14 protein-coding genes are annotated in these 15,271 nt (G+C 70.9%); 9 read left to right on the top strand and 5 right to left on the bottom strand.

All coding sequences use genetic code 11. The annotated features are described in order from the left end of the window. Positions 1-62: 62 nt before the first annotated feature. A complete protein-coding gene (locus ACLFOB_RS05930) occupies positions 63-626 on the bottom strand; it encodes a TlpA disulfide reductase family protein (protein WP_410925462.1) in 564 nt (187 codons plus the stop codon). Between the two features lie 22 nt (positions 627-648). Between ACLFOB_RS05930 and argH the strand changes: the two genes are divergently transcribed. The 3 genes from argH to ACLFOB_RS05915 are packed head-to-tail and all read left to right on the top strand — an operon-like array spanning position 649 to position 2,499. Then, positions 649-2,040 carry an argininosuccinate lyase gene (gene argH, locus ACLFOB_RS05925; protein ID WP_410918280.1) on the top strand — a complete coding sequence of 464 codons (1,392 nt, stop codon included), beginning with the start codon at positions 649-651 and terminating at the stop codon, positions 2,038-2,040. Further along, positions 2,037-2,180 carry an argininosuccinate lyase gene (locus ACLFOB_RS05920; RefSeq protein ID WP_410918281.1) on the top strand — a complete coding sequence of 48 codons (144 nt, stop codon included), beginning with the start codon at positions 2,037-2,039 and terminating at the stop codon, positions 2,178-2,180. The genes argH and ACLFOB_RS05920 overlap by 4 nt, the downstream gene beginning before the upstream one ends. A 1-nt stretch (position 2,181) precedes the next feature. After that, complete coding sequence (locus ACLFOB_RS05915; protein WP_410925460.1) at positions 2,182-2,499, top strand: DUF2834 domain-containing protein; 318 nt, start codon at positions 2,182-2,184, stop codon at positions 2,497-2,499. Positions 2,500-2,807: 308 nt separating this feature from the next. On the opposite strand, the gene ACLFOB_RS05910 is transcribed toward ACLFOB_RS05915, so the two are convergent. From ACLFOB_RS05910 to ACLFOB_RS05895, 4 genes are read right to left on the bottom strand one after another with little or no spacing between them, the layout of a single operon-like run. After that, positions 2,808-3,548 carry an SDR family oxidoreductase gene (locus ACLFOB_RS05910; RefSeq protein ID WP_410925458.1) on the bottom strand — a complete coding sequence of 247 codons (741 nt, stop codon included), beginning with the start codon at positions 3,546-3,548 and terminating at the stop codon, positions 2,808-2,810. Then, positions 3,545-4,885 (bottom strand): FAD-dependent oxidoreductase, encoded by a 1,341-nt coding sequence (locus ACLFOB_RS05905; RefSeq protein WP_410925456.1) that lies wholly within the window; start codon positions 4,883-4,885, stop codon positions 3,545-3,547. The genes ACLFOB_RS05910 and ACLFOB_RS05905 overlap by 4 nt, the downstream gene beginning before the upstream one ends. Then, the gene (locus tag ACLFOB_RS05900; protein ID WP_410925454.1) at positions 4,885-5,304 is read right to left on the bottom strand and encodes a GtrA family protein; all 420 of its coding nucleotides are present in this window, start codon (positions 5,302-5,304) and stop codon (positions 4,885-4,887) included. The genes ACLFOB_RS05905 and ACLFOB_RS05900 overlap by 1 nt, the downstream gene beginning before the upstream one ends. Further along, positions 5,301-6,776 carry a UbiA family prenyltransferase gene (locus ACLFOB_RS05895; RefSeq protein WP_410925452.1) on the bottom strand — a complete coding sequence of 492 codons (1,476 nt, stop codon included), beginning with the start codon at positions 6,774-6,776 and terminating at the stop codon, positions 5,301-5,303. Before ACLFOB_RS05895 ends, ACLFOB_RS05900 begins: the two co-directional genes overlap by 4 nt. A gap of 93 nt (positions 6,777-6,869) precedes the next feature. On the opposite strand from ACLFOB_RS05895, the gene ACLFOB_RS05890 reads away from it, so the two are divergent. The 6 genes from ACLFOB_RS05890 (at position 6,870) to ACLFOB_RS05865 (ending at position 15,180) form a co-directional block, all read left to right on the top strand. Next, positions 6,870-7,238 (top strand): hypothetical protein, encoded by a 369-nt coding sequence (locus ACLFOB_RS05890; protein WP_410925450.1) that lies wholly within the window; start codon positions 6,870-6,872, stop codon positions 7,236-7,238. Then, a complete protein-coding gene (locus ACLFOB_RS05885) occupies positions 7,235-8,728 on the top strand; it encodes a sulfotransferase (protein WP_410925448.1) in 1,494 nt (497 codons plus the stop codon). The genes ACLFOB_RS05890 and ACLFOB_RS05885 overlap by 4 nt, the downstream gene beginning before the upstream one ends. Then, complete coding sequence (locus ACLFOB_RS05880) at positions 8,725-10,026, top strand: arylsulfotransferase family protein (RefSeq protein WP_410925446.1); 1,302 nt, start codon at positions 8,725-8,727, stop codon at positions 10,024-10,026. The genes ACLFOB_RS05885 and ACLFOB_RS05880 overlap by 4 nt, the downstream gene beginning before the upstream one ends. 330 nt (positions 10,027-10,356) lie before the next feature. After that, entirely contained in the window at positions 10,357-12,207 is a 1,851-nt protein-coding gene (locus tag ACLFOB_RS05875) for an AsmA-like C-terminal region-containing protein (RefSeq protein ID WP_410925444.1), read from the top strand. Positions 12,208-12,277: 70 nt separating this feature from the next. Beyond that, positions 12,278-13,855 carry a protein O-mannosyl-transferase family gene (locus tag ACLFOB_RS05870; RefSeq protein WP_410925442.1) on the top strand — a complete coding sequence of 526 codons (1,578 nt, stop codon included), beginning with the start codon at positions 12,278-12,280 and terminating at the stop codon, positions 13,853-13,855. Positions 13,856-14,010: 155 nt separating this feature from the next. After that, on the top strand, positions 14,011-15,180 hold the full coding sequence (locus ACLFOB_RS05865; RefSeq protein WP_410925440.1) for a DUF4185 domain-containing protein: 1,170 nt from the start codon (positions 14,011-14,013) through the stop codon (positions 15,178-15,180). Positions 15,181-15,271: the final 91 nt, after the last annotated feature.

Here is a 15,271-nt window from a genome sequence, read left to right as displayed (position 1 = left end):
GCGCACAGGCGCGTGACGCGAGGCCCCCGGCAGCGACGCCGGGGGCCTTTGCGTCTGTTCTCTCAGCCCTCCGCGCCGATCAGCGCCGCGATGATCTCTTTCGCGCTGTCCGAGGCCCAGTCGGCATCGCCCGTCAGGCGCGCGATCTCCATGCCTTGCGGGTCGAGGATCACCGTGACCGGCAGGCCGAGCACCCCCATTTCCCGCGCCAGCGCCTGCCGCGGGTCGCGGTGCAGCGGAAGGTTGTCCACCCCGATCTCCTGGAAGAAGGCGCGCATCGCCGGCACGGCGTTGCGTCCCGTGGCGACGGTGACGACCTCGAAGCCCTCTCCGCCGAACTCTGCCTGCAACTCGGAAAGCTGCGGCATCTCCTTGCGGCAGGGCGCACACCAGGTCGCCCAGAAGTTCAGCACCACATGCTTGCCCTCGTAATCCGAAAGCGTTTTTTGGCCACCCTCGACGGTCTGGAACGCGGCGGCGCCGGAGGGTTGCGGCGCGGCATGCCAGTTGACCTTCTTCATGTCGCCCTCGGCCAGCGCGGCCAGCGCCGGGATATCGGCGGCGGCGGCGGTGTTTGCGCCGAGCGCGAGGGCCGTATAAAGGGCGATGGACTTCAGATACCGCATCTTTCCTCCCGGGCGGGACGCCATGACAGACCAGACTTCGAACGCGATGTGGGGCGGGCGCTTTGCCGCCGGGCCGGACGCCATCATGGAGGCGATCAACGCCTCGATCGGCTTCGACCGGCGGCTCGCGGCGCAGGACATCGCGGGCTCGCGCGCCCATGCGGCGATGCTTGCCGCAACAGGCATCCTGAGCGATAGCGATGCCGAGGCGATCCGGGAAGGTCTGCTCACGGTCTTGTCAGAGATCGAGGGCGGGCATTTCGAGTTTTCGCCCGCGCTGGAGGACATCCACATGAACGTGGAGGCGCGGCTGAAGGCGATCGTCGGCGAACCCGCTGGCCGGCTGCACACGGCGCGCAGCCGCAACGACCAGATAGCCACCGACTTCCGCCTCTGGGTGCGCGAACAGATCGACGCCGCCGACGCGGGGCTTGCCGCGCTGCAACGCGCGCTGGTGGCGCAGGCCGAGGCGGGCGCCGACTGGGTGATGCCGGGCTTTACCCACCTGCAGACCGCGCAGCCGGTGACCTGGGGGCACCACATGCTGGCCTACGTCGAGATGTTCGCCCGCGACCGGGGGCGGCTGGCGGACGCGCGCCGGCGGCTCAACGAGTGCCCGTTGGGCGCCGCGGCGCTGGCCGGGACGGGCTTTGCCATCGACCGCGAGATGACGGCGCGTGCGCTGGGGTTCGACCGGCCGATGGCGAATTCGCTCGATGCCGTCAGCGACCGCGACTTCGCGCTGGAGTTCCTCTCGGCCGCGTCGATCTGCGCGATGCATCTCTCGCGGCTGTCTGAGGAACTGGTGATCTGGGCCTCGGCGCAGTTCCGCTTCGTGCGGCTGTCGGACCGGTTCTCGACCGGCTCCTCGATCATGCCGCAGAAGCGCAACCCCGACGCCGCCGAGCTGATCCGCGCCAAGATCGGGCGCATCCTGGGCGCCACTGTCGCGCTCTTCACGGTGATGAAGGGACTGCCGCTGGCCTATTCCAAGGACATGCAGGAGGACAAGGAACAGGTTTTCGACGCCGCCGATTCGCTCATGCTGTCGCTTGCCGCCATGGAAGGCATGGTGCGCGACATGCAAGCCGACCGTGACGCGCTGGAGGCGGCGGCGGGGCACGGGTTTTCCACCGCCACCGACCTTGCCGACTGGCTGGTGCGCGAACTCGGCCTACCCTTCCGCGAGGCGCATCATGTGACGGGCCGGCTGGTGGCGGCGGCGGAGGCGAAGGGCTGCGACCTGCCGGACCTGACGCTGGACGAGATGCGCGCAGTGCACGCCGGGATCACGGGGGATGTCTTTGGCGTGCTGGGCGTGCATAATTCGGTGGCCTCGCGCACGAGCTACGGCGGCACGGCGCCCGCGCGGGTGCGCGAGCAGGTGGCGGCCTGGAAGGAGCGGCTGGGATGAGATGGATGCTGGCGATGGCGCTGCTGGCGCTCGCGGCCTGCGGGGCGGACGGCGAACCGGAACCGCCCGAGCCGAAGGACCGGGGCGCGGGCCTGACGGTCTCGGGCGAGGCGCGCTTCGGCATCGTGCGGGAGTGGTGACATGGCGCGGCTGAAATACCTGTGGCTGGCGCTGGCGGTCTGGGGAACGGTGCACCCGATGTACTGGTTCGTCACCTGGTTCCGCGAAAACGGCTTCGACATCATGGGCATGGTGGACGCCTGGCACGCGAACGCGGCAAGCTCCGGTCTCGTCTGGGATCTGACCATCGCTGCCGTGACACTGACGCTGTGGATCCTCTTCGACGCGGTGGCGCGGCGCGACTGGCTGTCGCTTGTGACGGTGCCCACGATCTACTGCATCGGGGTGAGCTGCGGGCTGCCGCTCTACCTTTATTTCCGGGCCCGGCGCGCGGTCTGAGGCGTCCCCCGCCGCCGCTGTCGCACCGCGCCTGCGGCGACGGTATCGTCAAGCGGGAAATCGGCAGCAGAACCGAGAGTTTGCACAGGCGCGTCGATTTCGTGAGCGGTGCCAGAGGGGCACAGGCTTTCCGCTTGACGGCTGGAAGGTCCAGGGGAGCTGGTCGCCGATGCGGCCTGGGGGATAGCCGTGTGCGCGTGCTGGCCGGCATAAGCTTCATCGACCGCAATGGGTTGCGCTTGTGCGACGTGCCCGGGGGCGTGCGGGTGTCCGGCCTCCGGCGGCTCCGGGGCGCGGTGTCCGGCCGCTCAGCTGCCGATGCGGGTCCGGCGAAAGATCGGCTCGGGGATGGCGCGGATGAGCATCATGATCGCCCGCCAGACCGGCTTGACGTAGACGACGGAGCGTTCCCGGGCCACGGCCCGGGCGATCGCCTCGGCCACGGCCTCGGGGCGCGCGGTCAGCGGGCCGGGCAGATCCATCCCCTCGGTCATCCGCGTGTCGACGAACCCCGGCTTGACCGTGACGACATGCACGCCCGTGTCCGACAGGCGGTTTCTCAGCCCCGACAGATAGGCGGTGAACCCGGCCTTGGCCGAGCCGTAGACGTAGTTCACGGCCCGCCCACGATCGCCCGCCACCGAAGAGATTCCGACCAGCGTGCCGTGGCCCTGCGCTTCCATCCGCGCCGCGAAACGCTCCAGCACGAGCGCGGGCGCCTCGTAGTTGGTGCGCATGACCCGGGCCGCGGCGGCCGGGTCGGCTTCGCTTGTCGCCTGATCGCCCATCGTCCCGACCGCGCAGACCACGATGCCGGGCGCCGGTTCGAAGCTGTCGACGAAACCTGCAAGCGCCTCGGTATCGAGCGCGTCGTAGTCGTGCAGCGTTACTGACACGTCATGGCGGATGGCGATGTCGGCGCGCGCCGCCTCGAACCCGGCGGCATCGCGGAGGGCCAGCGCGACCGGGTGCCCGGCGGCGGCGAAGCGGTGCGCGACGGCGAGCCCGATGTCCGAGCGCGCGCCGAGAACGAGAACGGTGTCCGTCATAGAAGCAACCTTTCCGATTGTGCCGAGGCGAAGGCGCGGTCGCGGCCGGTCTCGCGGCGCATGGCGCGGAACGCCGCCGCGCGCGGATCGACCCGGTGCAGCGTCGCGGCGGAGAGGCGCGCATCCTTGGCGAGATAGAAGCGTCCGCCGTGCTCGGCGGCGATGGCGTCGAGCCGGTCGAGCAGCGCCAGCGTCCGCGCGTTCGCCGGAAAGTCCAGCGCAAGCGTGTATCCCTCCATCGGAAAGGAAAAGCGGCTCTCCTGCGCGCCGAACCGCTTCAATACGGCAAGGAAGGAGCCCTGCCCCGCGGCCGAAGTCTCCGACAGGAGCGCCCGCAGCCCCGCCTCGGAGCACGCGAGCGGCAGGGCGCACTGGAATTGCAAGAACCCGCGGCGGCCGTAGATCCGGTTCCAGCCGAGGATCGCGTCGAGCGGATAGAAATAGCTGTCCCAGTCCACCAGCGCCTCGCGCGGGGCGCGCAGGGCGCGGCGCCAGTAGAGCGCGTTGAAGGCGCGCACCGAGAGGCGGTTGAGCGCCGCCGCGGGCGCATCGACGGGCACCGACAGCCGGCGTTTCGGCGGCGTGCGGCAGGGCTGCGTCCGGTGCTCCCGCGGCAGGTCGTCGGCCGGGACATGCTCGCCGGTCATCACCAGCGACCGGCCCAACGCCGCCCCCGAGGCCAGACAGTCGATCCAGGCGACGGAATAGGTCGCCTCGTCTGCGGCCTCGAAGGCCTCCATCGCCTCGGCGAGGTTCTGCGCCGGAAGGGTCGTTTGCGCGATCCAGGCGCTTTCCACCGGGCGCAACCGGATCGCCGCGCGCAGGATCACGCCGGTCAGCCCCATGCCGCCCAGGGTCCAGGCGAAGAGCTCGGCGTTCTCCTCGCGACTGGCCCGCGTGACCGTGCCGTCGGCGCCCATCACGTCGATCCAGTCGACAAAGGCCCCGAATGCGCCGTCCCGGTGATGGTTCTTGCCGTGCACGTCTGCGGCGATCGCGCCGCCCAGCGTCACGAATTTCGTCCCCGGCGACACCCATGGGAACCAGCCCCGCGGCAGGAAGGTCGCGATCACGTCGCCCAGAAGCACGCCCGCCTCGGCCACCAGCCGCCCGGCCTCTTCATCGAAGGACAGCATCCGGTTCAGCCGTCGCAGGTCGAGCGTGGCCGCCGCCCCCATCGCGCTGTCGCCGTAGGCGCGGCCGTTGCCGCGGGCGATCACGCCGCCCGCACCGATCAGGGGGGCCACGGCTTCCGCGTCGCGCGGCCGCGCCACGGGCCCCGGGCGCCGCGGGTAGCGGCCCCAGCCGGCAAGCTCTTCGGTGCGAAAAGCCTGCATCAGGCCGCCCCGGCCACGGTGTCGGTGAACACGAACCGCCGGTCGAGCCGGTACTTGATCACGTAGCCGACCGTGAGGCCGAGGACGGCGCCCGTCTCGCGCGCGAGGTCAGTGCCCCAGATGATCCAGAACGCCGTCTCGGTCGCCCAGAAGACCGCCGTCGTGGCGATGCCCATCGTGGTGTAGAGGGTGAATTTCCGGCCATGCGCCGCAACCCCCGACGTGCGGTCCTCGAAGATCCACCGCTTGTCGAGCAGGTACTTCAGCACCAGCCCGACCAGCGTGCCGGCGAAGACCGCCGCGGCGAAGCCCCGGGGGCCTTCGTCGATCGCGAGCACCGCCCGCTGCGCCCCGAGGTTGGCCAGGGTCGCGGCGACGGCGAAGGCCGCGTAGCGGATCACGAGCGTCCTTCGCGTCACAGCAGCATGCCCGACAACACCAGGGCGAAGATCAGCGCGCCGCAGAGCAGCGACACGGGGTCCTTGACCGCGAAAACCACCGGATCGTCGTGCATCTGCCCGCGATGGGCGAGCATCACCATCCGGCTGAGCCAGTAGAGCAGGATGAGACAGATGCCCCAGAGCGGCTCCGTCGCCGAATAGAGAACCGTCACCGCCGGCGAATTTATGTAGAGCGCCATCACCAGCACCGAGACATAGCCCGAGGCCACCGCCATGTTGGATACCAGCGGCAGGTCGTCGGTCATATAGCCCCGACCGGGGGCCTTCTCCGCTCCTTCCTCGGCGCTCGAGACCAGCTCGGCCTGCCGCTTTGTCGCCGCGAGCGAGAAGAAGAAGAACATCGAGAAGGCGAGCAGCCAGACCGACAGCGGGATGCCGGTGGCGACGCCCCCGGCGATGATCCGCAGCGTGTAGAGGGCGGCAAGCGCGCAGATATCGACCACCAGCCGCCGCTTCAGCACGAAGGAATAGGCGGTGGTGACGAGGTAGTAGACTGCCATGACCCCCAGGAACTCCGGCCCCAGCGGCAGCGCGAGAAGCCCGCCTGCCAGCAGCAGCCCCGGCGCCAGCGCGGTGCCCCAGGACAGCGGCAGCGCCCCCGAGGCGAAGGGGCGTTCGCGCTTGCGCGGATGCGCGCGGTCGGCCTCCAGATCGAGCAGGTCGTTGAGCAGATAGACCGACGAGGCGACCAGGCTGAAGACGACGAAGGCCAGCGCGGCCTCGCCGATCGCCGGCAGCGTGAAGCGGTGCGCCACGAGCAGCGGCAGGAACACGAGCAGGTTCTTCAGCCATTGCTGCGGCCGGATCGCGCGAAGGAGAGGTCGCAAGGGCGATCCGCGGGTCGTCAGGTGTTCGGCCGCGACGGGAAGCGTATCGACCCGCGCCCGCAGGGACGGCGGCACGTCGACGGTGACGGCGCGCGTCGCGCGCTGCCAGATCGGGTAGTCGGCGTCCCTGTCGCCGACATAGGCGAAGCCCTCGGGGAAGCGTTCCGACAGGAACGCCGCCTTGCGCGCGCCCTTGAGGTTCGTCTGGCCGTCCGACCCGTGCGCCGCATCGAAAAGCCCCAGATGCGCGGCGACGCGGTCGACGATCCGCTGATCGGCGGCGGAGACCAGAACCACCCGCCCGCCGGCCTCGCGCCAGCGCCTTGCATAGGCCACCACGTCGTCGTTGTAGGGCAGCGCCGCGACATCGACGGCGCCAAGCCCGCCAAGCGTCCGTTTGAGATGCGCGCGACCCTCCGGGAGCGCGCCGAAGATCTCGACGATACTCGTCCAGCGCTGCGACAGCGCGGCCCAGAAGGTCTCGAACAGCAGGTCGGTCCGGATGAGCGTGCCATCGAGATCGACCGCCAGCACATCGGGCGACGTGCTGGCCTCCGCGGCGCGGGCTGCCGCCGCCGACCCTCGGGGCATCGCGGTGTTCATGCGCAGCCCCTTTCGGCAGGATTCTGCCGAGGGCAAGCCACCGGGCACGCGGCCGAACGGCGATGCGCCTGATCCCGCGGGGTTCCGGCCCTTTTGACGTCGATCGGCAAGGACATGCTCAGGAACCTAGTCCAAGGGCGCGGCTCTGGCCATCCGCTACGCTCTCTGATCATTTTTCCGCCGATGACACACAAGACACCCATGCCGCCCCGCCGGCCCCGCACGTTCTGGTCGCACTCCGCCGCGGCCGCGGCAACCTTCGCCGCGGGCGCGGCGCTTCCGCAGGCCGCGCAGGCCTATATCGGCCCCGGGGCCGGGCTGACGGCGCTCGGCACGGTCCTCGCGCTCGTCCTGGCGCTGGGTCTCGCGATCGTCGGCTTCGTCTGGTATCCGCTCAAACGCCTGCGGCGCAAAGGCAAACCTGCGTCCGACGGCGACAAGTCCGACCGCGAGCCCGAATGACGGTCGTGTTCCTCATCGCGGGGCTGGTGGCGTTTCTGGCCGCGATCAGGCTGATGCGTGCGGCCGCAGTCGCGCAGGACGTCGTCACGACGGCGCAGGACGCGCTCGCGGTCATGGCCGCTCCGGATCTGTCCGAGGACGCGAAGGAAACGGCCGTGCGGCGCGCGTCGATCCGCCTTGCCGGCCGTTTCCTCGTGATCGCCGGCATCGGGATCGCGGCGCTTGCGGCAGCCGCGGCGGTGGTGTGGGCGGGGGCTGCGACGGGCCTTTACACCCTGGACGAGGCGCTGCGCGTCGGCGCGGGCTGGCCGTTCATCCTGCTGTCGAGCGCCGGGGCCGTGGCGGCATGGATCGCCCTCGATCGCCGCGCAAGGGTGCCGCGAGGCGACGGTGCGGGCGCGGAGCGCGCGGCGGAAGTGCCCTACGGCCCGCTCGACAGGGCGCTGCACGATCTGGCCTTCGCCACGACCGGGCAGCAACGACAGCTGGCCGCGCTGGAGACACGGCTCTACCGGCGCCGCATCGACCCGGCGCGGGCGGAGCGGCCCGTCTTCGTCACCTCGCTGCCGCGGGCGGGCACGACGATACTGCTGCACATGCTGGCGCGCTGTCCCGAACTGGTCTCGGCCAGCTACCGGCACATGCCCTTCACCCTCGCGCCGCTGCTCTGGGGAGGTTTCTCCTCCGCCTTCCGGCGGCCGCCGGAGGTGTCCGAACGCGCCCATGGCGACGGGATCGACGTCGGCGTGGACAGCCCCGAGGCCTTCGAGGAGATGGTCTGGCTGGCGTTCTGGCCGGACCATTACCGGCGCGATCACATCCGCCCCTGGCCCGACAACGCCCGCGATGCGGAGTTCGAGGCCTTCTTCCGCACCCACCTCGCCAAGGTCGTCGCGACCGAGCCCGCGGGGCGGCGCTATCTGTCGAAGAACAACGCCAACATCGCGCGGCTGGGGCTTCTGGAGGCGATGCACCCCGACGCGTGCATCGTGGTGCCGCTGCGCGATCCGGCCGCGCAGGTCGCCTCGCTGGTGCGCCAGCACCGGCGCTTCCTCGCGCTGCACGCGCGCGATCCCTTCGCCCGCCGCTACATGGAGGGGCTGGGCCATTTCGAGTTCGGCGCCGCGCTGCGGCCCATCGCCTTCGACGGCTCGGCGCCCGATCCCGCCGGGGCCGACGACGCGGATTTCTGGCTGCGCTACTGGATCAGCGCCTACGACCACGTCCTGTCGCGGGCCGGGGGGCGCGTGATCCTCGTCGATCACGACGCGCTGTGCCGCGATCCGGTGCCGGGCCTCGAGGCGCTCGCGACGGCGCTGGAGCTCGACGCGCCCGGGGCGCTGACCGATCAGGCCGGCACGCTGCGCCCGCCGCCGCCCGCGCCGACGCTCCCCGCGGCGCAACCCGCGCTGATGCGCCAGGCCCGCGAGCTGCACGCCGAGCTCCGCCGACATGCACTGGTCCGCGAAACCGCGCCGAGGTCGGCATGAAGACCCCGCTTTCCGACCGCCTGGCCGCCGCGGCCTTCCTGATGTCGATCGTCGTGCTCTCCGTCGTCTACGGCGGGGTCGCCGCGGTGCGGGGCTGGTTCCCGGCGCCACAGATCGAACTGGCGCATGACACTGCCGTCGATCTGGCGCTGTTCTGGCGCAACGACCTGGGCCTCGCGCCCACCCGGCACCTCGTGCCCGCGCCCGATGGCGGCCCCGATCGCGGCTACAGTCGCGCGCCGGAGGCCGAGCCGACGCCCGGCTTCGTGCTGGTCACCTCCCTGGGCGACGGCGGCGAGGCGCCGAGCCACGTCGTGCAGATGTTCGACAGCGCAGGCCGGGAGGTGCATCGCTGGCCGATCCGCTACGACCGGTTCGACGACGAGATGAGCCCCCGCAACGTCGTGCTGCACGGCATGGAGGTCTTCGAGGACGGCTCTCTGGCGGTCACCTTCGACGTGGGCAACGCCATCGCGCGCATCGACCCCTGCGGCACGCCGATCTGGGTGGTGAACGGCAACTTCCACCACTCCATCGAGCGCGACGGCGAGGGCGCGCTGGTGACGTGGCGGGACGAGACCATCGTGCATCTCGACGAGGACACCGGCGAGCCGCTGTCGGCCCTGGACATCCGGCGCGACATCATCCCCGCGGACAGCGGCGAACAGCGCGGCTATCTCGAGTTGCGCGCGGTCACGCTCGAGGAGGTCGGCGATCGCATGGAGTATGTCGAGGATCCGTTCCACCCCAACGACGCCGAGCCGCTCTCGGCGGAGATGGCAGAGGCCTTCCCGATGTTCGCGCCGGGCGACATCCTCTTCAGCCTGCGGGAAATCAACCTGATCGCCGTGGCCGACCCCGAGACCGGCCGCCTGAAGTGGTGGCGCCACGGCCCCTGGATCCGGCAGCACGACCCGGACTTCCAGCCCGACGGCACGATCACGGTCTACGACAACGGGACCGCGACGGGCCGGTCCCTGATCCGGCGGATCGATCCCGTCGACGACAGTCTCTCGGTGGTGTTCGAGGGCGGCGACGAGGTTCCATTCTACTCGTGGCGGCGCGGCAAGCATCAGGTCCTGCCGGGCGGCAACATCCTGCTCACGGAGTCGGAGCGGGGCCGCGTTCTGGAAGTCGACGCCGAGGGCCGGCTGGTCTGGGAGCGGGAGGTTCCCTGGGACGACGACCGCAACCTGGTGGTCACCGAGGCGCGTCATGTGCCGGAGACATTCTTCGACGACGGGCTGCCGGACTGTGCCCCGCGGGACGCGGACCCGTCCGGCAGCGATGCCGGCTGAGATGCGCGGGGGGCTTCATCGCGTCGGGGGCTCGGGCCAAGGCCCCGGGCGGCGGAAGCCACCGCCGCGCGACAGGGCCGGACCGCGGGCACCGGCGTGCACCCGCGCCGCGCAGGCCCGGCCAGGGAGCCCGCCGCGCCGGACCCGCCCTTGTGCGATATCCGAAGAGCCGATACTCCACCGGGCAGCGGGCTGCGGAGCGCCGCTTGCCTCAGCGGGTCGCGGAAACCCTGCCGGGCAAGGGTCGCCACGACGTGCGACCCGTTCCGCAGGTGACGTCCGCTCCGACAAACGGAAGGTCACGCAACGGTGACTTGGATCAGCCAGATCATGCCGACACGCCGTCACCTGCTGATCGTGGCGCTCGGCGCGGTTGTCCTCGCGGCCGGTGCGGCGGCGAGCTACCGCGCGCTGCCGCACCTCGTGTCCGACGACAGGCTGCGCGCCGCGGTCATGGAGCACGCCGCGACATGGAGCGGCGGCGAGATCCGCCTGCCCGAGGACGCCGTGGTTTCATCGCACCGGGGGGGCGTGCTCACCCTCGGGAACGCGACATTCGGCGGCAGTTTCGGCGGCGCGGAGTGGCAGATCGACGTGGACTTGATCGAGGCCAGGGTGAAGCTCGTTCCCCTCCTCCGCGGCGAGGTGGAGGTCGAGAGGCTGACGCTGAAGGCGCCGCAGTTCCGCCTTGTCGAGCACGACGCATCCGCGATGGCCGCACTGCGCGACCTGCCGGTGGACCAGATGGACCTCCCCCGTCCGGACGGCGAGGTGATCGTTACGGATGCGCGGTTCGTCTACGAGGGGCCGACCGGGCGGCGGGTCGGCTTCGGAGGGGTCGACCTGCGACTGGCGGCAGACCCCGACTCGACGGGCGTGCTGCTGACAGGCGGGCTTCCGGCCGGGACGGGCCGGCTTGACGTGCAGGGACGGCTCGACGATCCGGCCGCCGTCCTGTCCCGCCAAGGCAGCGACGCCCGGCTCGTCCTGCGGCGCGCGGCCACGACGGAGACGGCCGGCACCCCGCCGCCCCAGCCCCGCAACGACGTTCCCGCCGCCGCGCGGGAGGGACAGGTGATCTCCGCGGTCCGGCGGATCGCGGCGGCCGTCGGGCTGACCGGCATGGGCCCGGTCGCGATCGAGGGGCGGGTCACGGCGACGCCGCGGAGTCTCGGCATCGCCGATGCGAGCGTGTCGTTCGGCGGCCTGCTCGCAGAAGGCGACCTGAGCGTCGCGCTTGCCGGAGAGGCGCCGCCGTTCGATCAGCTGGGCCAGGTCGCCCGCGGGGCTTCGGCCGCATGGCGCGACGCGGCCGCGGCCATCGAGGCGGGCGCATGGCGCGACGCGCCCGTGGCGCTCCACTGGCTCGAACCGCTCGAGATCACGCTGGCCGCGCGGCTCCGCGACAGCCGGCTCGCCGGACAGAGCGTCGAGGCACGGCGGATCCGGCTTGAGGCCGGGGACGGTCGCGCGCGGCTCGACATGGACGCTGCCGGCGGTCTGGGTCGGATGCAGGGCGGGATCGCGCTCGGCGCCCGGTCACCGGATGGGCCACCGCGGGTGTCCGTCGACGGCCGGCTGGAGGGCGTCGACATGGGGGCGACCGGCCGCGGGCTGCTGACGCTCGCGCCGCCCCCGCTCGTCAGCCCCCCGGAACTGCCCGAAGGCACGCTCGACATGCACATCGGTCTCGCGAGTTCGGGTGAGACCCTGGGCGCCATCGTCACGACCGTCGAGGGCGTCATCCGTGCCGACGCGCGCGACGGCAGCATCGCGGGGACCGATCTGCCGCTGACGCTGGAAGGGCTGGCGGAGGGGCGCGACATCATGACGGAAGAGGACGGGCCGCTGATCCCTTCGGCCGGGCGCACCGCGTTCGACACGGCCCAAGGCCGGATCGATTTCGTGCCGGGTGTCGCGCGCGTTTCGGAGTTTCGCATCCGCGGTCCGCGCTATGACATCGACATGCGCGGCGAGGCCGACCTCGGGATCGGGGCGATGCGTGCGGACGGACAGGCAAGGCTGCTCGCCGAGCTCGCCGATGACGCCGACCGGTCCCCGATCGTCGACCTGCCCTTCGGACTGGGGGGCACGCTCGCGGCGCCGGTCGTGGCGGCAGGCGTGCCGCGCAGCGGCGACGATCTGACGTCCGTGGACGCCAGCGAAGGGGAGGTCGAATGACGCCGGACGCCTTGCAAAGCCAGGCGCGGGCAGCGGCGCGCATCGCGCCGGGCGCCCGTCGGGGTGCAGCATGACCGTGAGCGAGGCACCACCGCGCATCGTGCCGGACATGCAGGGACACCGGACGCATCCGGTGCTGCTCCGGGCCTGTATCGCGCTTGGCCTGCTCGCGTTCTGGGCCGCGTATTATGCCTGGTGCCTGTTTCCCGGGCTGGGCGGCGTCATGAATGCCGGCGACACGGCCAAGTTCCAGACGCTCGCGCATAGCCAGATCCTGGTCCACGGGCCGGGTTACCCTATGGTGCTGTTTCTCGGCGCAGTGCTGCGCGCGCTCGACCTGCCGGTCGAACCATGGCGCGCGATGACCTTCGCCATGGCGGCGTTGCCCGGCGCGGTCGCCAACATGATGGCATTCCTGATCGTCGCGCGCGTGACCCGCAGCCTGCTGTTCGGCATCGCGGGCTCGCTGCTGCTGGGCAGTGCCGGGCTGATGGCCGTCCAGTCGACGGAGGCGGAGGTCTACCCGCTTGCCCTGGCCTTCGTGCTGTCGACGACCTTCCTGCTGGTCCTGTTTCTCGAGACCAGGCGCGAGGGCTATTTCCTGGCCGCCTGCGGTGTCTATGCGCTGTCCTTCGGCAACCATCTGATGATGATCATGCTGGTGCCGCTGGGCCTGCTGGTGATGGCGCTGCACTGGCGACGACTGGGGCGTCCGCGGATCGTGGCCTCCGTGATCGCCCTCGCGCTGCTTGGTGCCAGCCAGTATCTCTACCTCGCCTATGTGACGCACCATCCCGACACGGCGTATTCCGAATATCTGCCGCTGCCGCCGACCGCGACGGAGCTGATCCGCTATATCTCCGGCACCTATTTCAGCGGGCTCTACGGCTCCGGGCTGAGCTCGACCTACAGTTCGGAGATGTTGCTGGTGACGCTGCGGTCCGCGCATCCGTGGATCTCGGCGCCGCTGATCGTGGCAGGTGTCGTCCTCTTCGCGGCAGGGTGGCGCCGTCGCGACGCGGACTGGATCGGCGTGGCGACCGTTTTCGCGGTGGGTCTGTCCTTCATTCCCTTCATGATCTGGTACGGCGCCTACGACATTCAGGCCTTCCACCTGCCGGTGCTCGGGCCGCTCCTGATCGGGGCCGTGGCGGCGATCGGCTGGTGGTCCCGACGCTGGCGGGCGCTGCAGCGGGGCGCGGCGGTGCTGCTGATCGCGCTGGGCGTCTGGCGCGTCGCGGTCATGGCCGAGGGCCTGACCGCGCGCGAGCCCATCTTCACCGACCTGCCGGAGACGCTGGACGCGCTCGTCGCCCAGGCCCCGATCAAGGATCCGGTGGTCTCCATGACCTACGGTCTCCGGATGGCGACCCTCTATCACGAACTGCTGGGCGAGGCGCCGCAGGCCCGCTACCGGGTGCCCTGGCGGGCCGAGGAAGCCGCGGTCGAGGGCGACGAGGTGGCCGGCCTCGTCGTGCCCACTGACGGCGAGCAGCTCCTGCGCTGGATCGAGCATCGCCATCCCGACCTCGCCTGCCGGTCCTGGGCGATCGACCAGCCGGAGGGGACGCCCTGGCCCGCCTACGCCTTTTCCTGCGCCCGTCCCGACGAGCGCGATGCGGCCCCGGCGCAGGCGGACGAGGGGTAGCGACGCGCGGTCCGCCCTTCCGGGCCGCGAGATCGTGCAGGCAACGCTTCTTTTTTGTTCTCGCAATTTCGGCGGATTTCTGCTCATGTCGAAACTCCGGCGGATCTGACGGGCGAGTCGCGCCTGCGGCAGATGTCCTCGGTGGGAGACTGCTCGTGATCCTTCGCCTTGCAACGCTGGCAGCCTGCGTCGTCGCCGGCATGACGCCGTTCCAGATGAAATCCCATGCGCTCGAGGGCGCCGTCAATGCCGCAGCCGGGCCTGCCGCCCAGGAAAGCGCCGTATCCCCGGCACCGGCTGCCGAGGATGCGACCGCCGCCGCGCGCCTCGTGGTCGGCCCCGCCGAAGTGGTGCGGCAGCTCACCGGCCCGGGCTCGCCCAACGCGACCGACCGCTGGAATGTCCACGGCACAGACCTCGGTCACATGATCCGCCACAAGGGTGCGCTCTACATGGTGTTCGGAGACACCTACGGACCCGATGGCGGCGCATGGCGCAGCAACACCATGGCGCGCATCGAGGATCCGCGCGGCGCCTTCGACGTCGCGGGGATGATCACCGGGCCTGACGGCGCCGCGAAGGAGCTGATCCGCTCCGCCAAGGTGCCCGGCGTCGAATGGACCGTGATCCCCACGAACGGCATATCCCTCGGCGAGCGGATGGTGCTGCATTACATGTCCGTGCGGATGTGGACATCGGACGGCCGCTGGATGGTGCGGAAGTCCGGTCTCGCCTGGTCCGACGACGACGGACAGACCTGGCACCGCTCGGAGACCGCGGTCTGGCCGAACGGGTCCGGGTTCGAACAGGTGGCATTCGTCGATCGGGGCGCGCTGATCTACAGCTTCGGCATCCCCGAGGGCCGCTTCGGCGGCGTGCGGCTGCGGCGCGTGGCACGCGAGGCGCTCTTCGATCCCGCCGCCTACCGCTACTGGGACGGGCGCGACTGGGTGGCCGATCACCTTGCGGCCGCGACGGTCGTGCCGGCCCCGGCGGGCGAGTTGTCCGTCGCCTGGAGCGAGGCGCACGGTCGGTGGCTGATGATGTATCTCGACGAGACGAAAGCCGCGATCGTCCTGCGCACCGCACGCGACCTGGTCGGTCCCTGGAGCGCGGCACGGACTGTGGCCCGCGCCGGCGACTTTCCGGGCCTCTACGCGCCCTACATCGTGCCCGGCGATGCGCTCGAGACCGAGGTCCGGTTCACGATGTCCCGGTGGAAACCGCTCTACAATGTCTTCCTGATGCGGGCGCCCCTGCGCCTCGACCCGCCCGTCGTCGCGGCGGCCGGAAACGCTGTCGACCCCGACATCCGGCGCGACTGATCCCGGGTTGGCCAAGCGCAAGCTGCGGCTCGCGCTGGCGGGCGCCCGGAGCCCGAGGGAGGCTGCGCGGGAGATCACCAAGCGGCTGACC

Origin of the sequence: Rhodosalinus sp. (assembly GCF_046542825.1) — a bacterium.
Taxonomy (GTDB): Bacteria; Pseudomonadota; Alphaproteobacteria; order Rhodobacterales; family Rhodobacteraceae; genus Rhodosalinus.
This window is presented reverse-complemented; position numbering and strand designations above follow the sequence as displayed.